Source organism: Pseudomonas syringae KCTC 12500, from assembly GCF_000507185.2.
In the GTDB taxonomy this organism is placed as follows: Bacteria; Pseudomonadota; Gammaproteobacteria; order Pseudomonadales; family Pseudomonadaceae; genus Aquipseudomonas; species Aquipseudomonas syringae.
Genome location: NZ_AYTM02000002.1, coordinates 1,521,537 through 1,546,503 on the forward strand (window position 1 = coordinate 1,521,537; position 24,967 = coordinate 1,546,503).

Consider the following 24,967-nt stretch of genomic DNA (forward strand, 5'->3'; position numbering starts at 1 on the left):
TCACCTTAATCAAACTTGAGCGATCCATTTACGATGTGTATGGATCGACATCAAAACTCCAAACGCTGACAGTAGGGTCACGAGCGAAGTTCCGCCGTAGCTAATGAAGGGCAAAGGCACCCCCACCACTGGCAGCAGGCCACTGACCATACCGATGTTGACGAAAACGTAAACAAAAAATGTCATGGTCAACGCGCCGGCCAGCAGTTTGCCGAATAATGTCTGCGCCTGTGCGGTGATCACAAGCCCGCGACCGATCAGCAGCATATAAATGATCAGCAACGCACAGATGCCCACCAGGCCGAACTCTTCACCCAACACTGCAATGATGAAGTCGGTATGGCTTTCCGGTAAAAAGTCGAGGTGCGACTGCGTGCCGAGCAACCAGCCTTTGCCGAACACGCCGCCCGAACCAATCGCAGCCTTTGACTGAATGATGTTCCAGCCGGTCCCCAGCGGATCGCTTTCCGGGTCCAGAAACGTCAGTACGCGCTGCTTCTGGTAGTCGTGCATGAAGAAGAACCACATGGCCACCGCCGCCGGTACGGCCGCCGCCAGTACACTGATGATCCAGCGCCAGCGCAAGCCGGCCATGAACAGCACGAAGGCACCCGACGCCAGAATCAGCAGGGACGTTCCCAGGTCTGGCTGGCGCACAATCAGAATGAACGGCACACCGATCAGGGCGAGACTGACCGCCACGTGCTTCAAATGCGGCGGCAGCGTGCGCTTGGACAGGTACCAGGCGATGGTCGCCGGCATGATGATCTTGAGAAACTCCGAAGGCTGGAAGCGGATGACCCCGGGAATGTTGATCCAGCGCGTCGCACCCATGGCGTTATGGCCCATGACATCCACCACGACCAGCAGCAGGACGCCGATGACATACAGCACCGGCACCCAGCGCGCCATAAAGCGCGGCTCCAGTTGGGCGATCACCACCATTGCCACCAGACCGATGCCGAACGAACTGGCCTGCTTGATCAGCAGGTCCCAGTTCTTGCCGCTGGCCGAATACAGCACGAACAGGCTGCCCGCCGCCAGCGTCAGCAGCAGGATCAGTAATGGACCGTCGATATGAATGCGCTGCAGAAACGTGGCGCGGCGACGCATCACGTCTTCACTGGACAGGATGCGGTCGAAATTACTCTTCACGGGCCGCAGCCTCCAGATTCAGGGAACCGGCGTACTCGGGTTTGAGATGGCCGTTTTCGTCGAGCAGCCAGGCGTCCAGGACCTGACGTACGACGGGGGCAGCAACGCCGGAACCGGACTCGCCGTTCTCGACCATCACTGCAACAACGATTTTCGGATTGTCGGCCGGGGCGAAGCCGACAAACAAGGCGTGGTCGCGGTGACGTTCCTGCACCTTGGTGCGGTCGTATTTCTCGCCCTGCTTGATGGCCACCACCTGGGCCGTACCACTCTTGCCGGCAATCCGGTACTGCGCACCGATGGCGGCCTTGCGCGCCGTACCGCGCGCGCCGTGCATCACCTCCTGCATGCCGTGATTGACGCGTCCCCAGTTGGCCGGGTCGCGCAGCACGATGTCCGGCATCGGGTTTTCATCCACAGGTGCCTTGCCTTCGATGGTTCTGGCCAGGTGAGGACGGTTCCACACCCCCTTGTTGGCCACCAGCGCGGTCGCCTGGGCCAGTTGCAACGGCGTTGCCTGCATGTAGCCCTGACCAATGCCGAGGATCAGCGTCTCGCCGGGGAACCAGGCCTGCCGGCGCGTGGCGCGCTTCCACTCGCGGGAAGGCATCAGGCCGGGAGATTCTTCGAACATGTCCAGCGAGACCTTCTGCCCGATACCAAACTTGTTCATATAGGTCGCCAGTCGATCAATGCCCACCTTGTGCGCCAGATCGTAGAAGTACGTGTCATTTGAACGCATGATCGCCGTATCCAGATCGACCCAGCCATCGCCGGTGCGGTTCCAGTTGCGGTACTTGTGATCGTAATTGGGCAGCTGGTAATAGCCCGGATCGAACACCCGTGAGCCAGGCGTCACTGCACCGGTATCCAGCCCGGCAATCGCCACCGCAGGCTTGATGGTCGAGCCCGGCGGGTACAACCCTCGCAGGATGCGGTTGAACAGCGGCCGGTCGATGGAATCGCGCAGCTCGGCATAGGCCTTGAAGCTGATGCCGGTGACAAACAGGTTCGGATCGAAGCTCGGCGCACTGACCATCGCCAGCACTTCACCGGTGGCCGGGTCCAGCGCGACAACCGCGCCACGACGCCCGCCCAGTGCGGCTTCGGCGGCTTCCTGAAGCTTGATGTCCAGGCTCAGGACCATGTCCTTGCCGGGGATCGGGTCGGTGCGCTTGAGCACACGCAACACGCGACCACGGGCGTTGGTCTCGACCTCTTCGTAGCCAACCTGACCATGCAGCTCGGGCTCGTAAAAACGCTCGATACCGGTCTTGCCGATATGGTGCGTGCCGCTGTAATTGATCGGGTCGAGGCTCTTGAGCTCTTTTTCGTTGATGCGCCCCATGTAGCCGACCGAGTGAGCAAAGTGCGGCCCTTGCGGGTAGTGCCTGACCAGTTGCGCAACCACTTCGACGCCCGGCAGGCGGAACTGGTTGACGGCGATCAGGGCGATCTGCTCTTCGCTCAGCTCGAACAGGATGGGCACCGGCTCGAATGGTCGACGCCCCTGTTTCATGCGCTTTTCGAAGATGATGCGGTCGTCGGGGGTGAGCTGCAGGATCTCGACAATGGTGTCGAGCACGCTGGACCACTCGCCTGCGCGTTCACGGGTCATGCTGAGACTGAAACTGGGCCGGTTATCGGCGACCACAACGCCGTTGCGGTCGTAGATCAGCCCACGGCTGGGCGGAATCGGCTGAACGTGAACGCGGTTGTTTTCCGAAAGCGTGGAGTGATACTCGTACTGGATGACCTGCAGGTAATACAACCGGGCAATCAGCACGCACACCAGCAACACGACCGCCACTGCTCCGAACACGACCCTGCCGCGCACCAGGCGTGCGTCCTTTTCGTGGTCTTTGAGGCGGATCGGTTGAGACATTTAGGCCGTATTCACAGTAAAGACGGTGCTACTTGTGATAAGGGTGCCCGGACAGGACCGTCCAGGCGCGATACATCTGCTCGCCGATCAGGATGCGCACCAACGGGTGCGGCAGGGTCAGCGGCGACAGAGACCAGCGTTGTTCACTGCGGGCACAGACTTCAGGCGCCAGCCCCTCGGGGCCGCCGACCATCAGGTTGACCGTACGCGCATCCAGACGCCAGCGATCGAGTTCGACCGCCAGTTGTTCGGTGCTCCACGGTTTGCCCTGCACTTCCAGCGTGACAATCCGCTCGCCCGGCTGCACTTTCGCCAGCATCGCCTCGCCTTCCTGACGGATAAAGCGCGCGACGTCGGCGTTTTTGCCTCGGGTATTGAGCGGGATTTCCACCAGTTCAAGCGCAAGCTCGGAGGGCATCCGCTTGGCGTATTCGTGCCAACCTTCTTCCACCCACTTGGGCATGCGCGAACCCACAGCGATCAGACGCAGACGCACATCAAAGCCTTATTCGTTGCCCGGTGTGTGGTGCGCAGCGCTGGCAGCACGGCTTTGTTCTGCTCCCTGCCACAAGCGCTCGAGGTCATAGAACTGGCGTGCCGCAGCGGTCATCACATGGACAATCACATCACCCAGGTCCAGCAGAACCCAGTCGCTGTCGCCCTTGCCTTCTTCGCTCAGGGGCTTCAGGCCGGCAGCCTTGACCTTGTCACGGACGTTATCGACCAGTGCGTTCAACTGACGGTTGGACGTACCGGTGCAGATCAGCATGTAGTCAGCGATGCTGGTCTTGTCGCGCACGTCGATGGTCAGGATGTCGGCACCCTTGACCTCTTCAAGGGCTGCAATCGCAACATTGATGACGTCTTCACTGCTCATTTTTTGCTTTGTCATATAAAACTCATTCAGCTCGTATGTGTGGGACCGTCCAGACGCTTGTCGATCAAAGCAGTTTCAGGACGACCCATCAGTGTTCGGCGCGCGGTAAAGTCCGCGTGCATCGATATAGGCCAGTACCGCGTCTGGCACCAGAAAACGTACCGACTTACCGCTGGCCAGCAGTTGACGGATCTGGGTGGCAGACACCGATAAAGGCGTCTGCCAGACGAATGTAATCTGTCCACCCGGCCCTTTCAGGGCCTTGGGATCGCTGACTGCGCGGGCCGCCAGCAGATTGCGCATGGCATCCGGCGACTCGCTGTCCGCGTCCGGGCGTTGCAGCACCACGATATGGCAGTGCTCCAGCAGTTCTTCCCATCTGTGCCAGGTCGGCAGCCCGCAAAAGGCATCCCAACCCAGCAACAGGAACAACTGGTCGCGAGGCGCCAGTTCGGCGCGCATCGATTCCAGTGTGTCGAGGGTGTACGACGGTTTGTCACGTTTCAGTTCACGGTCATCCACCGTCAGGGGCGACACACCCGCAACGGCACTCTGAACCATCGCCAGACGATCCTCGGCGGTGACGCTCGGCATGTCACGATGCGGAGGCCTGGCGCTGGGCGTCAGGCGCAACTCATCGAGTTCCAGCAGTTCGGCCACTTCGAGCGCACCGCGCAAATGACCGATATGAACCGGGTCGAACGTGCCCCCAAGCATGCCGATACGTCTGGGCAGCGCGGTCATGGGGCTATTCAAGTCAGGCTTGTCCGCGCAATTGGCCGTCACCGATCACGATGTATTTCTCGCAGGTCAGCCCTTCAAGACCAACAGGACCGCGGGCGTGCAGCTTATCAGTAGAAATGCCGATCTCGGCACCTAGGCCGTATTCGAACCCGTCAGCGAAGCAGGTCGGCGCATTGACCATGACCGAGCTGGAATCGACCTCGGCCATGAACCGGCGCACCTGACTCTGGTGGTCCGACACGATGGCATCGCTGTGATGCGAGCCGTAATGGTTGATGTGCTCGATGGCTTCATCCAGCCCGGACACGACGCGAATAGACAGAATCGCGTCCAGGTACTCGGTGTGCCAGTCGTCCTCGGTGGCCGGGATCACGTCGATCAGCTCACGGGTACGCTCGCAACCGCGCAACTCGACGCCCTTCTCGCGAAACTGCGCGGCCATCGACGGCAAAAAGTCGGCGGCAATGGTCTGATCGACCAGCAGGGTTTCCATCGCGCCGCAGATCCCGTAACGGTAGGTCTTGGCGTTGAAGGCGATCTTCTGCGCCTTGGCCAGATCGGCGTGGGCACTGACGTACACATGGCAGATGCCGTCCAGATGCTTGATGACCGGCACCCGCGCGTCGCGACTGACGCGCTCGATCAACCCCTTGCCGCCACGCGGAACGATGACGTCCACGTACTCGGGCATGGTGATCAGCGCGCCCACGGCTGCACGGTCGGTGGTTTCAACCACTTGCACGACAGCAGCGGGCAGACCGGCCTCGGCCAGGCCGCGCTCGATGCAGGCCGCGATGGCGCGATTGGAATGAATGGCTTCGGAACCACCGCGCAGGATGGTCGCGTTTCCGGACTTCAGACACAGACTGGCCGCATCGATGGTCACGTTCGGACGTGACTCGTAGATGATTCCGACAACACCCAGCGGCACACGCATCTTGCCGACCTGAATACCTGACGGCCGATAGCTCATGTCGCGGATCGCACCGACCGGGTCTGCCAACGCTGCTACCTGACGCAACCCGACGATCATGCCGTCGATACGTGCGGGGGTCAGGGCCAGACGCTCGAGCATGGCCGGCTCAAGGCCGTTCGCCTGACCATTGGCCAGGTCCAGCGCATTGGCGGCAGACAGCTCGGCGCGAGCTTCGTCCAGAGCGGCGGCAGTGGCTTGCAGGGCGCGATTCTTCTGCGCAGTGCTGGCACGGCCGATCACTCGCGAAGCTTCGCGGGCGGCGCGACCCAGGCGGGTCATGTAGTCAAGAACGGACTCAGTCATTGGTCTCAGAGGTCTTGGCAAAGAGGAAAGCGGCTGATTATAGCTGTCGTGCCGCCCGAACGACAGCGCAGACAGGCGGATGGTCGATATCAGTGCGCAGATTTTTCGTCACCGTGGCAGGCGTTGCCGGCGGCCATGCGCAGGCTGGCGCCCTGCATGGGCATAACGGCTTGTCATGATTCGGTCACGTTCAGAAACAACAAAGCGCCTAATCCAGACACATTCAGCTGAAATTAAAGTTGCGCTTGTTATTATCGGGCTCTTTCTCAATGTACCCGCCCGATTATGCCCACAGCCCTCCCCGACCACTTCTTTCATCGCGATGCCCAACTGCTGGCGCGCGATCTGCTGGGCAAGGTCATCCGCCACAAGGTGGGCGACCTGTGGCTGGCCGCGCGGATCATCGAAACCGAAGCGTACTACTGCGCCGAAAAGGGCAGCCATGCCTCGCTGGGCTATACCGAGAAACGCAAGGCGCTGTTTCTCGACGGTGGGCACATCTATATGTATTACGCACGCGGCGGCGATTCTTTGAATTTCAGCGCCGAGGGGCCGGGCAATGCCGTGCTGATCAAATCGGCGTTTCCCTGGACCGACGCAACCAGCGACGAAAACGCGCTGGCGCAGATGCAACTGAACAACCCCGACGCCAGCGGCGCGATGCGCCCGGCGCAACGGCTTTGCGCTGGCCAGACGCTGCTGTGCAAGGCGCTCGGCCTGAAAGTCCCGGTGTGGGACGCCAAGCGCTTTGACCCTGAAAAATTGCTGGTCGAGGACATCGGTCAGACACCCGAACGCATTATCCAGACCACCCGACTGGGCATTCCTGCCGGGCGCGATGAGCACTTGATGTATCGCTTCGTGGATGCCGGTTACGCCCGTTTCTGCACACGGAACCCTCTCAGACGCGGTCAGGTCGAAGGCCGCGACTACTTATTTCTCGATCAAGGAAACTGACCGATGGGCGATCTGCTCAATGGAATGACTGGCTGGCTGACCGCAAATCCTTCCTGGGTGGCTGTCGCGATCTTTTTGGTGGCCTTCATTGAATGCGTCGCGATCGTCGGGATCGTCGTGCCGGGCACGGTCATCATGTTTGCCATCGCCGCCCTGGCGGGCAGCGGCATACTGCCGTTGAGCGAAGTGCTGTTGCTGGGTTTTCTCGGCGGGCTGCTGGGTGACGCGGTGTCGTACTTCGTAGGCCGGCGCTTTCATCAGAATATCCGTCAATTGCCCGGCTTGCGCACGCACCCGGAGTGGATGGAAGGTGCGGAAAAATACTTCCACCGTTACGGCATTGCCAGTTTGCTGGTGGGACGCTTCATCGGCCCGTTGCGTCCGATGCTGCCGATGATCGCCGGTATGTGCGACATGCCGTTGCCGCGCTTCGTGGCAGTCAGCGTGCTGGCGGCGGCAGGCTGGTCAATTGCCTACCTGATGCCGGGCTGGGCGGCAGGCGCAGCGATTCGCCTGCCACTGCCGGAAGGCTTCTGGCCCGAGGCGGCCGTGGTTGGCGGCGGCCTGGCCGTCCTGTTCGGGCTGAGCATCCAGAGCAGTATTCGCCAGAAACGCTACGCAACCCGACTGATTTCCGCGCTCAGCCTGATGCTGGTCGCAACGCTATTTTTCGGCTTCCCGTTGCTGGCCGACTTCGACAACGGCCTGATGACGCTCATCCAGGAACACCGCAGCGAAGCCACGCAGAATATCGTGGTGTTCGTCACCAGCATCGGCGATTTCAGGGCGCAGTTGCTGGCCGCCAGCCTGCTGATCATCGTGCTGGCGGTTGCCAGGCAATGGCGCCACGCAGCCTTTGCTCTGACAGCCACACTGGGCACCGCAATCGCCAACGGCATCCTGAAAACATTTTTCGCCCGCGCTCGCCCGGAAGTGCTGTTAGAGCCGCTGACGACGTACAGCATGCCCAGCGGTCACAGCTCGGCAGCCTTTGCGCTGTTCATGACCCTGGGAGTGCTGGCCGGACGTGGCCAACCCGTACGGCTGCGCCTGACCTGGATGCTGGTCGCTGGTATTCCGGCTCTGGCAATCGCGCTGTCGAGGGTTTACCTGGGCGTTCACTGGCCCACCGATATTCTCGCCGGCATGCTTCTGGCGTTTTGCGTTTGCGCCGCCAGCCTGGCGTTCATTCAACGCAAGGCCCCCTTGCCGGCCATGTCGGTGCGCGTCTGGTGGCTCGTCGTGCCCGCCATGACCGCCTTGCTGGGTATCTTCGCCGTTCGTGCCCTGTCGCATGGCGTGCTGCGTTACCAGTATTGATCGACAGACCTGATCGCGCCCGCACATGACGGGTGCGACTCTTCTCACATCTGGCACCTTGCCAGCGCTCTTTCGAGGCGTTGACTACACTCTTCAGGGACAAATGAGTGTGCGATGGCGTGATCGAAGGAGTGTTGATGTCTCCACTGGATGGTTATACGGCGATACCCTCCCGGCAACGCGGCGCGATCGGCCTGATGGCGGCGCTGACCATGGGCCTGGCATTGCTGTGCACGCTGACCGTTATCGACAGCGGCAGGCTGTATCTGGAAAAGCGCTCGTTGCAGCGGGTTGCGGACATTGCCGCACTGGAAGCGGCGGGCCGTAGAGGCACGTGCAGCGGCACAGCCGCCTCGGCGCCCGATTTCGCTAATCAGAGCGCCACGCGCAACGGCTTCGTCCCGAATACCGATGGCCGCACCCTGGTGACTCGCTGCGGAACACTCACCGTGGACGTCGCAGGGCCTCGCGTATTTGTCGCCGACTCGACGCAGGCGCTGGCTATTCAGGTGGTCGCGGCTCATCCGGTGCCGCGCAGCATTGCAGCCGGCATTGGCGCACTGTTCGAAAAGACGCCTTCCCCACCCAATGTGACGATCAGCGCCACCGCCGTGGCCGCCAGTGCCGCGCCGCTGGCGGCGCTGACCATCCGCAGTGCGGGAGTCACTGTGGACAGTACCGGCGCAGCCCTCCTCAACCCGGTGGTGGGCAGCCTGCTGGGGGGTACGCTGAACCTAAGTGTTGCCAACTGGCAAGGCATTGCAGACACCAACCTGAGCCTGCTGAGCTACCTGAACAGGCTGAAAACCGACCTCAGCCTCACGGCGGTTGGTTACAACGATGTACTCAACACCTCGGTTTCGGTCAGTCAGTTGCTGCAGAGCGCGATCAATGTCATCAGCCCCAACGCAACACTGGGCGGTGCCGCCGCCATTCAGGGCCTGCAAGCCTTGAAGCTGGCCTCTGGGGCGACCACAGTGCTGCTGGGTGATCTGCTGTCCGTGCAGAGCGGCGCGGACCTCGCCGCACTGAATACCAACCTGCGGCTGATGGATCTGGTCCAGGGCCTCGCGCAACTGGCCAACAAAAAAAGCGGCGTTCTGACCGCGGCCCAGGTCAATATCGCCGGGCTCGCGCAGGTCACCACACGCATTCAGGTCATCGAGCCGCCTCAGCTGTCGGCAATCGGCGACCCGAGCAAGATCGACCCGCTCGACCCGCGAAACGGTGCAAATCGGATTTACGTGCGCACGGCACAAATGCGCGCACTGGTGTCGATCAACCTGCCGGTGCTCGGCACGATGACCTCGCTGGTCAATACCGCGGGTTCAGTGATTGGCAGCCTCACGCCGCTCCTCAACAGTGCACTGAGCCTGAACCTCGCCGGGCTGGGGACCTCGGCCACCTGCGCGCTGGGACTCACCAGTTGCATGGTGACCGACTTCAAGTTTCTGACCTCCGACAGTTCGTCGAGCGCAGGCCCGAGGATCGACATGAGCCTGTCACTGGCCAGCGCCGACAGCTACGTCAGCGGTTTTACCTGCACCAGCAACGCCAGCAAAACCCTCAACGTCAAGACCGACGCAGCATTACTAAGCGCCAAGATCGGCTCGATCGACAGTTCGTCTGCCTTCCCCGCCAGCACTGATCCGGCGGCCATCACCGCCGTGCCGGTGCCAGTCATCGATATCGGCACCATGACCTGCCAGAAGGTCGCCGGGCTGCTGGGTAACTGCACCGCGCGCAAGCCTTTCGGGGGTGGCGGTATCGGCCTGACCTTCGACAACGTCAGCCAGTCGGCACTGGGCAGCTCGACGGTGACCAGCACGACGTTCAGCTCGCCCAACCTGCCGGAGATCAGCAGCGCCCCGTTTTACCTGACACGCGTTGCGCACACCAAACCGAGCACCTTGCTCAACGGCACGGCTTCAAGCGTCAAAGTGAATGTGTATAAACCGGCGACCAGCAATGTGCTGGGCAACGTCATCACCGGTGCGGCCGCCACACTGAACAGCCTGACCCTGGCGCTGGATGCGATTGTCGACGACACCCTGACACGCTTGCTCACGTCAGTCGTCGACCCGTTGTTCGAATCACTGGGTGTGAGCATGGGGGCCACCGACGTCGGCACCAACCTGAGCTGCAACCTGGGTCAGGCGACACTGGTGATCTAGCTGCCGGTCTGATCGGCGTTGAAGATCGGCAGCTCGATCTGGAATCGAGCGCCCTCGCCGACGTTGGCGACGCTGAGCTGGCCGCCCATCTGGTCGACAATGCCGTAACTGACGGACAAGCCCAGGCCAGTGCCGACACCTACCGGTTTAGTGGTGAAAAACGGCTCGAAAATGCGTTCCAGCAACCGCGGATCGATGCCCCCGCCGTTGTCCTGGACCGCCAGGCGGATGATATTTTCATCGCGCTCGGCCTCGACACTGATCCACGGCTCGAAATCCCGGTCCTTTTCCCGGCGCGACAACAAGGCATCACGGGCGTTGACCATCAGGTTGATCAGCACCTGCTCAAGCTGATCGACATGGCCGCGAACCCGCACCGCGTCGATCATCCCGCCGACCCGAAGCTGCACGCCCTTGCCTTTCATGCCTTCAGCCAGCATCGAGATGGTGCCTTCGACCGCCTGAGCCGGATCGAACAACTGCTCTTCTACTTCAGAGCGGCGACCGAATACCCGCATGTGATCGACTACCCGGGCAGCGCGCTGCACCTGAGTGTCAATGCGATTGAGTTTTTCAGTGAGGTATTCGATGTCTACATCACCCCGGCCCAGACGCTTGAGAACGTTGACCACGGCCATGCGCATGACGTTGAGCGGCTGGTTGATCTCATGGGCCAGACCGGTGGACATCTCGCCAAGCGTTGCCATCTTCGCGCTCTGATTCAACTGCATGCGCGAGCGGCGTACATCGGTGTTGTCACGCCCCACCGCCTGCACTTCGACCAGCTTGCCGTGCTCATCGAATACCCCTCGGTCGGCCCATATCCACCAGGCATACTCGCGTCCCGGCAGCTCGATACAGATTTCCTCGGTACTCACCGGTGCTTCCGGAGTCAGCTGGCTGATACGCTTGATGAACGCCTCACGCTGCTCGTCCGACAGCCAGTCTCCGAGGTTGATCCCGGTCAGTTGCTCGGGTGTGCACTCCATATAGTTGGCCAGCGGCCGGTTGCCGAAACTCAACACCAGGTCCGGCGTGTAGCGGCAGATCATCGCCGGCGAATCCTCGACCAGAATGCGGTAACGCTCCTCGCTGCGCCGTATATGCTCTGCGGCCAGGGTGGCCTCGGTCACGTCCAGCCACAGCCCCACCGCCTCCACCGGCATGCCGAGGTCGTCACGCAGCAGTCGCGCCTCGTCCAGCAGCCAGTGGTATTGGCCGTTCCTGTTGCGCAACCTGAAACGGCGGCTGACGAAGCCTTCACGCAGCAGTTGCCGGTTACGCTCGAACCAGATGTCGTGGTCTTCGGGATGGATGTATCCCGCCAGTTGCCCATCGACGCAATCGGCCAGCGTCCAGCCCAGCAAGGGCGTCAGGCTGTCACTGAAAAAGGTTGGCTCCAGGTTGCCGTGATCGTAACGCTGCACGTAAATCACGGCGGGCGAGCTGGCAATCAGGTTATCCAGCCGGGCATGCGCGGCGGCGGCCTCGGTTTCCTGATTCTTGATATCGCTGACGTCCAGCATGAACCCCAGCACTCGCTGAACCTGGCCCCTGATCAATGCCTGCCCCTGGATACGAAACCAGAGGGTTTCCTGAGTGGGGTCATTTTGTGCCAGACGTACACAGAGCAACAGCGGCGTGCCTTTGTCGCGCAACTGCGCGAGACGACTGGACAGCTCCTGTCGATCGGCGGGATGAATCAGTGCCAGCCAGTCCTGACGCGACAGGCTCTCGACCCGGTCGCCCAGACGCAGACTGCGAGCCAGCTGCGGTGCCAGCAGAACCTCGTCACGATCCGGCAGCAATTCCCACCAACCGGTGCCCAGCAGGTCCTGAAGCACCGCCAGGCGTTCGACATGGTGACGGTTATGTTGCTCGGACATTCGAAAAAGAACCGGCCCGGCCAAGGCTGAGCACAGGTTGAGCCACTCGCGCTCGCCAAGGTCCGGAGCCTGCTGCTGCGCGTTATAAAATCCGAACATCAACCAGGCCTTGGCAACGTTATCGCGGCTGTGGGGGATCAGAAAACCGTCAGCGTTACCGAAAGCACTTTGCAGCGCGCCCTCATCGACAGTGCCGCCAAACCTCAGTTGCTGTGTAGCGTCGACGTTGAATCGATCCAGCGCAGTGCCCAGCCGCTGCCCGACCTGCCACAACTCGGGCGCCGTATGCGCGCTGTACTGACAATAAACACGCCAGCCGACACCGCCGGCCTCCGGTAACACCAGCGCCACACAAGGGATGCGCCACAGCTGCGCGAGCTCCTCCAGTTGCTCGCTCACCACCGTAGTCAGGCGTTCGACGTTGCACGCTCGCACACGCTCAGCCATCTGCCCGGCAAACCGCAGGCACTGCTGGCGGCTCCGCGCGGCACTGGCCTCCTCCATCAGGTCGCTGATATCCAGCAATTGCAAGAGCCAGCCCTTGCCATGCGCCTGCACCCAGCCTCTGGCGTGCAAGGTGTGTGCATCGTCCCCTTTGAAGTCCAGGTCGAGCATGTGCCCCAGCCAGTCACGCGGCACCCCTTCAATGACCAGTGCACTGTTGGGCAGCAGCAGACTCATCAAACGCTGAGCCGCCGGCAGTGGCGCAGCGACGTCCAGCCGGGCGAGCAAGTGCGGGCTGATGCTTTGTATACGGCCTTCGTCATCCAGCAGCAGATAGAGATCCGCACCGATCGGACCGGGCTCGCTCGATACAGCCAAGGGCTGCGGCACCTGCGTTGCTTCACCACGGCCCAGCCAACGGCTCAAACGATTCTTTTCAAGGGACAAGTTGCAGACTCGCTTGTGCAGTCAGGTTGTTCGGCAAGCGTGGAACCTCGCCAATGCCTGGAAGAGTCAACAAGGGCAGTACCTGAGCCAGTCGGGTCTTGGGGTACTGGATGGTCACGGTCAGAATGCCTGCGCTATAGGTCACGCTGGTATGGTTGATATTGAATCCCAGCGCAGGGGGTATCCACGACAACTGGTTCATGACCACACTCTGAGCCTGACTCTTTAACAAATCGTTATAGCCGGTAACTGTTGGACTGAGGGCCACACTTCTGCGCACCGCTTCACTGGCGGCGGCATTGAATGACTGGACCATGAGCAACGGCAGGCTATAACTCACCATGCCGTAGAACACCGCAAAGAAAATAACGAACACCGCAGAGAATTCAATAGCGGCGGCCCCCTGTTGACGACGGGGCAAGGTATGTTGCAGAACAGTTTTCATATCGACGTCTACCCTGACATGTAGTGCATCAACACAGCATAGATTCTTTCCCGATAACAGGATGTCTTCGGCGTGATGAAATTATTTTTCCTGTTGATATGGTTTGCAATTTGCGCCGAACAGGATGCGCGTTGCAAGCAGATTTCCAACGGGCTGACACTCGGCGCCGCAGCGCTGGCTATTATCTACCTGGCTTTGACCGGTATGACCTGGCTCGGCTCGCCTGCGCGGGAGGCCTTGCTGGCCGTGACCTTGGCATTGGCGCTGACATTGCCAGGCTATGCACTCGGGAAGTTGGGTGCCGCAGACGTCAAACTGATGACGGCGTTGGCGCTGGCCTCGAACAGTGCCTATCTACTGGGTACGTTTATTGGCGCCGGGGTTGCCATGGCGACCTGGCTTATCGTCGCAAAGCGTGCCTGGCCCCCGACACAGCAATGGGTTACGCAACGCTATCGGTATATGAACCCCACGGCGCCAGATAAATATCCTTTTTCACCTTTCTTGTTCGCAGGCTTACTCCTGAGCACGGCACTGCTCCACTAGTCGACTAACGCTGCGGGAAAATTTTATTGCTATGTACATAGTCAGAAAGTACGACTACGGTTAAGTCATCGCGATGGCGTACTGTCATCAATACCCGCACTGATCGAATAACGCCGAGTCATGTTTTGCTGAATGGATCGGGGCGCCGTCAACGGCCCCCTAACAGCATGGAGTTGCCTGTGGATAACGACCCGCTCACGAAAGTTCTGGTGGTCGATGACCAGCCCCTTATCGTTGAAGAACTCTGCGAGTTTCTGGAAAGCAGCGGCTATGAGTGTGTGCGTTGCCACTCAAGCCTTGAGGCCATCGAGCGTTTCAGCGCCGACAGCACCATCGGCATCGTACTCTGTGATCTGGAAATGCCCGGCATGAATGGCATCGAGATGGTCGAAGCGATGAAGATGACTGGCGGTAAGACGCACCTGTTCGAGGCCATCATGCTGACCGGCCAGGCCGAGAAGAAAGACGTCATCAAGGCGCTTCGGGCCGGCATAGCCGATTACTACCAGAAGCCGGTTGATCTGGAAGAATTGCTCGAAGGTGTGCAGTTGCAAGTACAAGCCCTGCACGAGCGGCAGAAAAACCGTCAGCAACTGGGCCTGCTCAACGAGAAGCTCCAGTTCCTGGCCGCCTCCATCGACGACCTTTACAAGAATCTGGACAGCGTCCAGAACAACTCCCAACCCGCGCGCAAAGCGCGTGACCGTCAGGAACGTGATGGGCAGATGCCGGTGGCACTGGCCAAGTTGTCACCTCGCCAACTGGACGTGGCTCGCCTGGTCAGTACCGGGCTGACCAATTACCAGATCGCCTGCGAACTGGGCATAACTGAAAACACTGTAAAACTCTATGTCTCGCAAGTACTGCGCCTGACGCACATGCACAACCGCACACAACTGGCGCTGGCATTTTCACCGGGCAAATCGGCGGAGCGGCACAGACAGATCGAAAGCCAGGACTGAGCAGGTATCAGGCTTCGATTTCGGTCCGCACGACGTGATAAGGCATGTCGACCAGCACCGAGTGCACGCGATTGCGGCCCGCATGCTTGGCGCAATACAACGCAGTATCCGCCTGCGAGGCAAGGCTCAGGCTGTCGTCATGGGCACCGAGGGCTACCACGCCGGCGCTGAAAGTGCAGAACAGATCGGCGGGCTGCGCCGGATAATGGATCTCTGCAAAACGATGGCGAATGTCATCCAGTACCCCGTGGGCGCTCTGGATATCAGTGTCCGGCATGACAATAGCGAATTCTTCACCACCGTAACGACCGATGAAGTCGGTTTTGCGCAGGCGTTGTTTGAGAAACAGCGCAAGGCTCTTGATCACACGGTCCCCCATCGGGTGCCCGTGGCTGTCGTTGACTCTCTTGAAGTGGTCGATATCGAGCATGGCAAAGCACAGCGGCTTGCCTTCACGTCGCGAACGAAAGCTGCAATCTTCCAGCAGTTGCAAAATATGCGTGTGATTGTAAAGCCCGGTCAGGCTGTCACGGACCATGCGCGCCTTGAGGTTTCGCGCCCTGGCAGCGCGGTTGCGCACGGTGGTGATCAGGTGACGGGGTTTGATCGGCTTGGTCAGGAAGTCGTCGCCGCCTTCGCTCATGGCATCGAGCTGCTTGTCCTGATCGTCTTCGGCCGACAGATAAATGATCGGCACGCTGACATAACGGTCGTTATGGCGGATGACCTTGGCCAACTCAGTGCCGGTACAGCCCGGCATGTACATATCGAGGATGATCAGGTCAGGCTGAAACTCGGCCAGTTCGGACATCGCCTGAATCGGATCAAGCAACACCCGCGTCACGATTCCGGCAGCGTTCAGAACACGCTCGGTGTGCAGCGCCTGCGCGCGCGAGTCGTCGATGATCAGCACTTTATAAGGCTCGTATTGAGCCACGCAGGTCAGGACTTCTATCTTTTCCAGCAGACTCGACGCTTCCAGCGCGCCGGTCAGAAACTCTTCGCCACCAGCCCTGACCGCGGCCAGGCGGGTGGGCGTATCGGTTTCATTGACGCTGAAAAACAGCAGCGGAAGCTTCTGCTCCAGCCCTTCCTGAGCCTGGGAGGCCAATTCAAGCCCCTTGCCGGGTCCGCTGAAATCGACGTCCATGACAATCGCTGCCGGGTGCCGCTGTGCCATTGCCCGCTGAAACTCGGCGACATTGTGCAACGACAGCGCTGCCAGACCGAAGAACTCCAGCTGCTTGGCCAGGCGCTCGGCCCGCTCGTGATCCTGAAGCACTATATAGACGGGCTTGCGCAACGGTGGCAGCGCCGTTTGCTCGAAACGATCGCCATGGCGCAGCCCGGTTCGGGAAAGGCGCTGCATCAGGCGATTGAGATCGGTGATGACACGGCTGTTGAGACGACCGCGATTGGCTTCCACCACATCCAGGGCCTGACTGATCTCCTGTGCCAGAGCGCTGTGTTCAACCTGCTCGAAGCGCTCGGCAAAGCGCGAAAGACGCTGCGTGGACTCCTTGAGCTCGGCCATATCGCCGACCGACCATTCGGCCTTCTGCAGACGTTGCCACGTCTCTAGAATCTGGCGCGCCTGGTGAATGACCCGCTGGGCAAAGTGGTGCTTCAGGCGATCTCGGCTAGGGTCTTCAGGGTAGGTCATATTCAGACTACTGTGGTTTTGCTGAGCGATACGGCTGATGGCGCTATGCTAGCACCTCCGTTACAACAGAACAGCGTCGTAAGTCACTTATTTGACAACATTTTGATGGCGCATAGCCAGTATGCAAATTCAATCGATGCATAGACTGCGCCTATGATCGTTACAGTTCAAATCTCAAGATAATGTCTGTCAGCCGCACCTTGAGGTAAGGTTGCGGTCGAACGCCTCGTGAAGCATTCAACTCAAGATCGAAAGGACCCTACCATGCTGGATTGGAAGAACCGCGCAGGCAGCGCGGGTGCGCGCACCGCAGACACTTCATCGACCAAACGCCGCGGTTACCTGGGTAACCTGTTCTACAGTCGCGCGCTGGGCGCCCTGATCTTGATCTACCTGCTCGTCGCACTGGCAGTCGGCTGGTACTGGAGCAAGGAGCCTGCCCTGTTCCCGGTGCAACAGAATGCGCAAGCCGCCGCCGAGCGCGAAGGCAAACAGATGGTCATCGGCTACACGACGGTTGAAACGCTCAAGACCGTAGCAGGCACGTTGCTTAGCAAGCCCGGTGGCTACCTGTCCAACGACCGCATGCCACCGGGCCTGTGGCTGGACAACATCCCGAGCTGGGAATACGGCGTGCTGGTTCAGGTGCGTGACCTGAGTCGTGCGCTGCGCAAAGACTTCGCCCGCTCCCAGTCGCAATCGGCTGAAGACGGCGATCTGGCGCGTGCCGAGCCGTTGTTCAACTTCAACAATCGCAGCTGGCTCCTGCCGTCGAGCGAGTCGCAGTACGCCGAGGGGATCAACTCCCTGAGCCGCTACCAGGCACGCCTGTCCGATCCCAACCAGAAAGGCGCGCTGTTTTACGCCCGCGCCGACAACCTGAACAACTGGCTGGGCGATGTCGGCACCCGTCTGGGTTCGCTGTCGCAACGCCTGTCGGCCAGCGTTGGCCGGGTCAAACTCAACAGCACGCTGAAAACCGAAGCCGCTGTGTCGGTCAAACCCGGTGAAGTGCCGCAGGTCGATGAGGAAATCGTCGAAACGCCATGGCTGGAAATCGACAACGTGTTCTACGAAGCACGCGGTCAGGCCTGGGCGCTGTCGCACCTGCTGCGCGCCATCGAGGTTGATTTTGCCGATGTACTGGCGAAGAAGAACGCGACGGTCAGCGTGCGCCAGATCATTCGTGAGCTGGAAGCCTCGCAAGAGCCGATGTGGAGCCCGATGATTCTCAACGGCAGCCCGTTCGGCGTATTCGCCAACCACTCACTGGTCATGGCCAACTACATCTCGCGTGCCAACGCCGCAGTCATTGACTTGCGCCAGCTGCTGAATCAGGGCTGATGTCCATACCTGCCAACGAGGCCGCGCATCGCGCCGCCTCGGATGCCGAGCAGATCGCCTGGGTCGACGAACAGGATCGACTGCTCGGTTCGCTGGTCCGTGCCGACTTGCGTGAACGCGGGCTGATCGGACGCGGCACTTATATCCTGCTGTTCAACAGTCTGGGTGAGCTGTGTGTGCATCGACGCACCTTGAGCAAAGCTATTTATCCCGGCTACTGGGATGTAGCCGCAGGCGGCATGGTCCAGGCGGATGAAAGCTATGCGGCCTCTGCCGCGCGAGAACTGGAAGAAGAGCTGGGGGTCAGTGGCGTGCCGCTGCAGGCCCACGAACAGTTTTTCTTCGATCAGCCGGGCAACCGGCTCTGGTGTGCAGTGTTTTCAGCCGTGTGGGACGGGCCGTTGAAACTGCAACCTGAAGAGGTCCTGGAGGCACGCTTCATGCCCATCGCCGACGTGCTGCAAGAGGCTGAGCACAATCCCTGGTGCCCTGACTCCCTGGCGGCGCTGAAACGCTACCTCAAACAGATAGAGAACGAGCAGTAAGCGAGTGTTCAGAAATTGGCGCATCCAGCCCCTTAGCAACCGGCCGGTTTGCCGTTACACTGCGCGACCTTTTCAAACTGGACCGGCCCTGCCGTTTCAGTAGCGCTGCCCCTGCCAGAGTGGGGCTTCGCGGTCGATGGCTCGTACGAGCCCGACCCATCTTCAGTCCTCAACAAGAGGATGTTTGCGTGGCTAAAAAAGCCGCTTCTCTCGCCGCCCTGGGTGGCCTGGTATTTTCAACCGACGCTGGGCGCCACTGCCCCGATTGTGGTCAAGCCGTTGCCGAGTGCACCTGCAAACAGACGGCCATCCCCGAAGGGGACGGCATTGCCCGTGTACGTCGCGAAAGCAAGGGCCGGGGCGGCAAGACCGTCACCACCATCAGCGGCGTCCCGCTGGCCGAAGAACCGCTCAAAGAGCTGGCCAAGGCCCTCAAGCAGCGCTGCGGCACCGGCGGATCGCTCAAGGAAGGCGTGATCGAGATTCAGGGTGATCACGTAGAACTGCTGTTGGCAGAGCTGATCAAAAAAGGCTTCAAGGCTAAAAAGTCCGGCGGCTGAACCCGCGAATCAAATCGTCATTTCCACTCATTACAATGCGCCCAGCTGGCTACTGGCTGGCGCTACGACTTCTTTATAGGGGACTTCGATGTCCGTACGACGCACACGCAAAGACGATGGCAGCCAATGGACCGTTGCGGACAGCCGCAGCGTTTATGGCATTCGCCATTGGGGCGCGGGTTATTTTGCAATCAACGAAGCGGGACGCGTTGAAGTCCGTCCCAACGGGCCGGACAGCTCGCCCATCGATCTTTACGAACAGGTCGACAATCTGCGCAAGAGCGGCCTGTCGCTGCCGCTGCTGGTGCGCTTCCCCGACATCCTGCAAGACCGCGTGCGCCAGCTGACCGGCGCATTCGACAGCAACATCGCGCGCCTGGAATACCAGAGCCAATACACCGCGCTGTATCCGATCAAGGTCAACCAGCAGGAAGCGGTGGTGGAAAACATCATCGCCACGCAGAACGTCTCCATCGGCCTGGAAGCGGGCTCCAAGCCTGAGCTGATGGCCGTGCTGGCACTGGCGCCCAAAGGCGGCACCATCGTCTGCAACGGTTACAAGGACCGTGAGTTCATCCGTCTGGCGCTGATGGGCCAGAAGCTGGGCCATAACGTGTTCATCGTCATCGAGAAAGAGTCCGAAGTCGAACTGGTGATCGAAGAAGCCGCCGAGCTGAAAGTCGCTCCCCAGGTCGGTCTGCGCGTGCGCCTGTCTTCCCTGGCGTCGAGCAAATGGGCGGATACCGGTGGCGAGAAATCCAAGTTCGGCCTGTCGGCTGCGCAATTGCTGTCGGTGGTCGAGCGTTTCCGCAAGGCCGGCCTGGATCAGGGCATCCGCCTGCTGCACTTCCACATGGGCTCGCAGATCGCCAACCTGGCCGACTATCAGCACGGTTTCAAGGAAGCGATCCGTTACTACGGCGAACTGCGCAAGCTTGGCCTGCCGGTGGACTACATCGATGTCGGTGGTGGTCTGGGTGTCGATTACGACGGCACGCACTCGCGCAACGCCAGCTCGATCAACTATGACATGGACGACTACGCAGGCGTGGTGGTCGGCATGCTCAAGGAATTCTGCGACGCGCAAAGCCTGCCGCACCCGCATATCTTCTCGGAGAGCGGCCGCTCGCTGACCGCCCACCACGCCATGCTGGTGGTGCAGGTGACCGACGTCGAAAAACACAACGACGAAGTCCCGGAAATCGCCGACAAGGCCAGCCTGCCGGAAACCGTGCAATGGCTGGTCGACCTGCTCGGCCCGACCGACATCGAGATGGTCACCGAAACCTACTGGCGCGCCACGCACTACATGAGCGACATCGCCGCCCAGTACGCCGATGGCAAGATCAGCCTGTCGGAAAAGGCACTGGGCGAGCAATGCTACTTCGCCGTCTGCCGCCGCCTGTACAACTCGCTGAAAGCCCGTCAACGCTCCCATCGTCAGGTGCTGGACGAGCTCAATGACAAGCTGGCCGACAAGTACATCTGCAACTTCTCGGTGTTCCAGAGCCTGCCGGACACTTGGGCCATTGGCCAGGTGCTGCCGATTCTGCCCCTGCACCGCCTGAATGAAGAGCCGGTGCGCCGCGCCGTGCTTCAGGACCTGACCTGCGATTCGGATGGCAAGATCAAGCAGTACGTCGATGAGCAGAGCATCGAGACCAGCATGCCGGTGCATTCGCTGAACGAAGGCGAAGACTATCTGCTGGGGATCTTCCTGGTGGGTGCCTACCAGGAAATTCTCGGCGACATGCACAACCTGTTCGGTGATACCGACTCGGTGAACATCTACCAGAACCCGGACGGCAGCGTTTACCACGCCGGCATCGAAACTCACGACACCATCGAAGACATGCTGCGCTATGTGCACCTGTCGCCGGAAGAACTGATGACCCATTACCGGGACAAGGTCGCCAGCGCCAAGATCACCCCACGCGAGCGCACCTACTTCCTCGATGCCTTGCGCCTGGGACTGACCCGCTCGTCGTACCTGTCGTCCTGATCCTCGCGCGGAGCCAGATCTAACTGCTTGTCATGCCAATGCTCCGCATTGGCATGCAGTTCGTGACGCGGAGCGTGAGGGACGAGAGGTGCCCGTAACCACCGCCCCCCATGCCCCGCGCTCATACAACCCACCCATTCGACGTAATCCCCCACCAACATCTGCTGTAGGCAACGTCCTGTTCTACCTGCAGACCTCTACCCTGCCCGGCTTCTGCGCGAGAATCTGCGGTCGCATTCCCGGTAGAGAAGCCCTCCATGCCCGACCCCGACAGCGCGCCGTTCTTTTATCTGGAGATTGCCCGCCTGCAGCGCCGTTTCAGCGTCGTATCGTTCGGCGCAACCGAAGCGATCAGCCAGCCGTATGCCATCGAGCTGGAAATCCTCGGCGACGGCTTCGATCTGGACCTGACCAGCCTGATGTACAAGCCTGCCTGGCTGAGCTGTGGTAGCGAGCAGGGTTTTCCGGGGCAGAGTTTTCAAGGACAAGGCTTTCACGGTCAGATCCACGGCGCGACCCGCAAGCACTACCACCCCGGCCCGGCCTGCTACACGCTGCTGATGGGGCCTCGACTGGCCTGCCTCGGACTGCGTCAGCACTCACGTATCTTTCAGCACATGACTGCCACGCAGATCATCGCCCAGGTGCTGGAAGAACATGGTTTGAAGAACGCCTTCCGCTTTGACCGCAGACAGAATGCATAGAGCGCGAAAGCTGCGTGCAGTATCAGGAATCCGACCTGCAACTTGTCCAGCGGCTGTGTGCAGAAGAAGGCATTCACTACCATTTCGTCCACTCGCGTCGCCGCCACCTGCTGGTATTTGGCGCCAGCCCTTGGGAGACCGGGTTCACAGCACCTGCCCCGGCACCGCGCCCTGCCATCGCGCCACTGCAGCGTGGCTGGATCATCGGCAGCGACGGCGAACCGGCAAGGACCGATGCGTCAGGTCGGGTGCACGTGCGCCTCGAATGGGACTGGCAACGTCCGGAGGGCCCCGACGCGGGCTGTTGGCTGCATCTGGCTGCGGGGCTGGATGTTGAGTGTCGGGGTGGCATGGCAGTGATAGTGAGCTTTTGCGCAGACGATAAACGCCCGCCGCAGATCACCGGCTGCCTGTCAGCGCTGGCAGACGCTGGCGGCCACAGATGTGATCAGGCACCTGCCGATAACGTCGAGATGCACCTCGACTGGCAACTGATCACCGGGCCAGACCGGCAACTGCAACTGGCGGACGGGACCCGCGTAGAACTGGCTGAAGGCAGCACACTGACCGTCGATGCCGGGGCAAGCACGGTACAGATAGATGACAGCGGTCTTACGCTGAGCAGCCCGCGCATCAGCTTCGCCAGCCCACCGAGTGATCCGCACGCCACTGAATGACGTAGCAGCAACTGTGCGGCACTGGGACGAAGCGTGACGGTCTCAGGCATATCCGACTTACCTTCCAGAGCCCCTCCGCTATGATCCGAGTGATTTTCCTGACACTGATGACCGGTGCCGTACTGGCAGCCTTGTCCGGCTGCTCGCCTTTGAAGCTGCTCAATACGTTGAACCCCAGCGGCCCTGTCGATCATGTCTACAATCTGGCTTACGGGCCGGATCCACGCAATACACTGGATGTCTACACGCCCAAGGCAAAACCGGCCAAGGCACCGGTCGTGGTGTTTTTCTATGGTGGCAGCTGGAACAGCGGCTCGAAGGCCAATTACGCATTCGTCGGCGAAGCGCTGGCCGCACGAGGCATGGTGGTGGTTATCGCCGACTACAGGCTGTATCCACAGGTACGTTACCCAAGCTTTCTGGAAGACTCGGCCAAGGCGCTAGCCTGGGCGCACAAGCATGCGAACACCTACGGTGGCGATCCGAGCCGCCTGTACGTGATGGGCCACAGCGCGGGTGCCTACAACGCCGCAATGCTCGCGCTCGACCCGCGCTGGCTGGCTCGCGAAGGCTTGTCGCCCTCCATCCTCAGCGGCTGGATCGGGTTGGCCGGGCCTTACGACTTCCTGCCCATCGAGAACCCGGACGTGAAGCCGGTGTTCTTCTTCCCCAATTCACCGCCCGACTCGCAACCCATCAATCACGTCACGTCCAGCGCACCACCGGCATTGCTGATGGCCTCGAACACCGACTCGCTGGTCAACCCCAAGCGCAACACGGGCGGCCTGGCCAGGTCGTTGCGGGAAGCCGGCGTGCCGGTGCGCGACCTGTACTTCTCGCGCACCAACCACGGCACGCTGGTCGGCGCATTCGCCAAATTGCTAAGCGGTCTGGCACCAGTGGTCGACGAGGTGGACATGTTCGTCAAGCACACGCCGCAAACGGCGTCTGAAAAGAACGCCGCAACCGGGTCGAAAGCTCAGTGAACGAACCAGCCGTCACTGCGTGTCAGCCGCCAGGCAATGGTCCCCAGACTAAGGCCACGCAGCAGGGTAAAGGCCAGGAACGTCAGCCATAGGGCGTGGTTGCCGTGGCTGGAAGCCAGATAAGCCAGCGGCGCGATACACGCTGCGCTGAACAGCATCGCGTTACGCATTTCCCGCGCACGCGTGGCACCGATGAACAGGCCGTCCAGCAAATAGCTCCAGACGGCCAGCAACGGCATCAGCGCCAGATACGGCAGATACGTCATCGCAGTGGCGCGCACCTCCGGGATATCGGTCTGCAGGCTGACGAAGGCATGCCCAGCCACCAGAAAGAACAGCGCGAACATTACGCTGGAAATCAGTGACCAGCCCCCAGCGACCACTAGGGAGCGGCGCAACGTATCCCGGTCCCGCGCGCCGATGGCATGCCCGCACAGCGCTTCGACCGCATGCGCCAGCCCATCCAGGGCATGGGCAGTCAACAGCAGGCCATTGAGCAGCAAGGCATTGGCGGCGACCGTCGCATCCCCCAGGCGAGCGCCCTGCACGGTGATCAGGAACATCACCGATTGCAGCGCCAGCGTGCGCAGAAAGATGTCACGGTTGACTGCCAGCAAGGGCCGCCAGTTGCTCCATAGCCGCAAGGCCGACCAGACGATCCGCCCAGGCCAGGCGCGCAAGGTGTTGCGCGCCAGCAGCAGACCGAGCACCACGCCCGTCCACTCCGCGAGTACCGAAGCACGTGCCGAGCCGACCACGCCCCAGTCCAGCCCCATGACGAACCACAGATTGAGCACGATGTTGACGGCATTGGTCACCAGCAGAATCGCCAGTGGCGCCCGAGCGTTCTGTGCGCCCAGAAACCAGCCGACCAACGCATAACTGGCCAGCGCCGCAGGCAGGCCGAACAGTCGGGTATGGAAGAATTCCAGGGTCATTTGCTGCAGATCGGCAGACGGCTGCATCATCGTCAGCGCCAGATGGCTGAACGGCAAGGCGATCACACCCAGCAGCAACGCCAACCCGACAGCCAGCAGCAGCCCCTGCAACAGAATCCGGCGCAAGGCAGCGCTGTCACTGCGCCCTGCCGCCTGCGCGGCAAAACCGGTAGTGCCCATGCGCAGAAAGCCCATGGCCCAAGCGAGAAAGGTATACAGCGTGGCGCCCACCGCCACGGCGCCCAGTTGATGGGCGTGGGGCAAATGACCGATCACCGCGCTGTCGACCAGCGCCACCAACGGCACGGAAATATTCGACAGAATCATCGGCGTCGCCAGCGCCCAGACGCGACGATGGGTTGAGCGATGACGCCAGTCAGTGAGCAACGTAGACATGAGAACCCCCGGCAAGGCGGGCATTGTAGCC

20 protein-coding genes and 1 pseudogene are annotated in these 24,967 nt (G+C 60.9%); 11 read left to right on the top strand and 10 right to left on the bottom strand.

Annotated features, from left to right (window positions below):
- Positions 1–9 precede the first annotated feature (9 nt).
- From rodA to V476_RS07090, 6 genes are read right to left on the bottom strand one after another with little or no spacing between them, the layout of a single operon-like run.
- Positions 10–1,113: a rod shape-determining protein RodA gene (gene rodA, locus V476_RS07065; protein ID WP_003313892.1), complete on the bottom strand. Its 1,104-nt coding sequence runs from the start codon at positions 1,111–1,113 to the stop codon at positions 10–12.
- A gap of 31 nt (positions 1,114–1,144) precedes the next feature.
- A complete protein-coding gene (gene mrdA, locus V476_RS07070) occupies positions 1,145–3,040 on the bottom strand; it encodes a penicillin-binding protein 2 (RefSeq protein ID WP_024959359.1) in 1,896 nt (631 codons plus the stop codon).
- A gap of 28 nt (positions 3,041–3,068) precedes the next feature.
- A complete protein-coding gene (gene rlmH, locus V476_RS07075) occupies positions 3,069–3,536 on the bottom strand; it encodes a 23S rRNA (pseudouridine(1915)-N(3))-methyltransferase RlmH (RefSeq protein WP_003313894.1) in 468 nt (155 codons plus the stop codon).
- A 9-nt stretch (positions 3,537–3,545) separates the two neighbouring features.
- Complete coding sequence (rsfS, locus tag V476_RS07080; RefSeq protein ID WP_024959360.1) at positions 3,546–3,932, bottom strand: ribosome silencing factor; 387 nt, start codon at positions 3,930–3,932, stop codon at positions 3,546–3,548.
- A 60-nt stretch (positions 3,933–3,992) separates the two neighbouring features.
- A complete protein-coding gene (nadD, locus tag V476_RS07085; RefSeq protein WP_161420682.1) occupies positions 3,993–4,652 on the bottom strand; it encodes a nicotinate-nucleotide adenylyltransferase in 660 nt (219 codons plus the stop codon).
- 22 nt (positions 4,653–4,674) lie between these two features.
- Positions 4,675–5,940, bottom strand: a complete 1,266-nt coding sequence (locus V476_RS07090; protein WP_003421073.1) for a glutamate-5-semialdehyde dehydrogenase — start codon at positions 5,938–5,940, stop codon at positions 4,675–4,677.
- Between the two features lie 285 nt (positions 5,941–6,225).
- Here V476_RS07090 and V476_RS07095 point away from each other — a divergent pair, with 285 nt between their 5' ends.
- From V476_RS07095 to V476_RS07105, 3 genes are all read left to right on the top strand, one after another.
- A complete protein-coding gene (locus V476_RS07095) occupies positions 6,226–6,897 on the top strand; it encodes a DNA-3-methyladenine glycosylase (protein WP_024959361.1) in 672 nt (223 codons plus the stop codon).
- A gap of 3 nt (positions 6,898–6,900) precedes the next feature.
- A complete protein-coding gene (locus V476_RS07100) occupies positions 6,901–8,217 on the top strand; it encodes a bifunctional DedA family/phosphatase PAP2 family protein (RefSeq protein ID WP_024662594.1) in 1,317 nt (438 codons plus the stop codon).
- 137 nt (positions 8,218–8,354) lie between these two features.
- Positions 8,355–10,391, top strand: coding sequence for a TadG family pilus assembly protein (locus V476_RS07105; RefSeq protein WP_024959362.1), 2,037 nt, complete (start codon positions 8,355–8,357; stop codon positions 10,389–10,391).
- Here V476_RS07105 and V476_RS07110 read toward each other — a convergent pair.
- Together V476_RS07110 and V476_RS07115 are read right to left on the bottom strand one after the other, a co-directional pair.
- Positions 10,388–13,168 carry a PAS domain-containing sensor histidine kinase gene (locus tag V476_RS07110; RefSeq protein WP_024959363.1) on the bottom strand — a complete coding sequence of 927 codons (2,781 nt, stop codon included), beginning with the start codon at positions 13,166–13,168 and terminating at the stop codon, positions 10,388–10,390. The two genes, V476_RS07105 and V476_RS07110, sit on opposite strands and share 4 nt — an antisense overlap.
- Complete coding sequence (locus tag V476_RS07115; protein ID WP_003313906.1) at positions 13,158–13,613, bottom strand: TadE/TadG family type IV pilus assembly protein; 456 nt, start codon at positions 13,611–13,613, stop codon at positions 13,158–13,160. The genes V476_RS07110 and V476_RS07115 overlap by 11 nt, the downstream gene beginning before the upstream one ends.
- 75 nt (positions 13,614–13,688) lie before the next feature.
- Here V476_RS07115 and V476_RS07120 point away from each other — a divergent pair, with 75 nt between their 5' ends.
- Positions 13,689–14,159, top strand: a complete 471-nt coding sequence (locus V476_RS07120) for an A24 family peptidase (protein WP_024665250.1) — start codon at positions 13,689–13,691, stop codon at positions 14,157–14,159.
- 167 nt (positions 14,160–14,326) lie between these two features.
- The gene (locus V476_RS07125; RefSeq protein ID WP_161780144.1) at positions 14,327–15,121 is read left to right on the top strand and encodes a response regulator transcription factor; all 795 of its coding nucleotides are present in this window, start codon (positions 14,327–14,329) and stop codon (positions 15,119–15,121) included.
- A gap of 7 nt (positions 15,122–15,128) precedes the next feature.
- Here the strand turns inward: V476_RS07125 and V476_RS07130 are convergent, their stop codons facing one another.
- Positions 15,129–16,784: a response regulator gene (locus tag V476_RS07130; RefSeq protein WP_024959365.1), complete on the bottom strand. Its 1,656-nt coding sequence runs from the start codon at positions 16,782–16,784 to the stop codon at positions 15,129–15,131.
- 264 nt (positions 16,785–17,048) lie between these two features.
- On the opposite strand from V476_RS07130, the gene V476_RS07135 reads away from it, so the two are divergent.
- The 6 genes and pseudogenes from V476_RS07135 to V476_RS07160 all read left to right on the top strand — a co-directional run bounded on the left by V476_RS07135 (position 17,049) and on the right by V476_RS07160 (position 23,602).
- Entirely contained in the window at positions 17,049–18,128 is a 1,080-nt protein-coding gene (locus tag V476_RS07135; protein ID WP_003313910.1) for a DUF2333 family protein, read from the top strand.
- Positions 18,128–18,673: an NUDIX hydrolase gene (locus V476_RS07140; RefSeq protein ID WP_024959366.1), complete on the top strand. Its 546-nt coding sequence runs from the start codon at positions 18,128–18,130 to the stop codon at positions 18,671–18,673. Before V476_RS07135 ends, V476_RS07140 begins: the two co-directional genes overlap by 1 nt.
- 188 nt (positions 18,674–18,861) lie before the next feature.
- Positions 18,862–19,233, top strand: a complete 372-nt coding sequence (locus tag V476_RS07145) for a translation initiation factor Sui1 (protein ID WP_024959367.1) — start codon at positions 18,862–18,864, stop codon at positions 19,231–19,233.
- Positions 19,234–19,321: 88 nt separating this feature from the next.
- On the top strand, positions 19,322–21,235 hold the full coding sequence (gene speA, locus V476_RS07150; RefSeq protein ID WP_003340965.1) for an arginine decarboxylase: 1,914 nt from the start codon (positions 19,322–19,324) through the stop codon (positions 21,233–21,235).
- Between the two features lie 257 nt (positions 21,236–21,492).
- Positions 21,493–22,616 (top strand): annotated as a pseudogene (locus V476_RS07155) (contractile injection system protein, VgrG/Pvc8 family).
- A gap of 80 nt (positions 22,617–22,696) precedes the next feature.
- Positions 22,697–23,602 (top strand): alpha/beta hydrolase, encoded by a 906-nt coding sequence (locus V476_RS07160; RefSeq protein ID WP_017278135.1) that lies wholly within the window; start codon positions 22,697–22,699, stop codon positions 23,600–23,602.
- Here V476_RS07160 and V476_RS07165 read toward each other — a convergent pair.
- Positions 23,596–24,936 carry an MATE family efflux transporter gene (locus V476_RS07165; protein ID WP_024959368.1) on the bottom strand — a complete coding sequence of 447 codons (1,341 nt, stop codon included), beginning with the start codon at positions 24,934–24,936 and terminating at the stop codon, positions 23,596–23,598. The genes V476_RS07160 and V476_RS07165 overlap by 7 nt on opposite strands.
- Positions 24,937–24,967 lie beyond the last annotated feature (31 nt).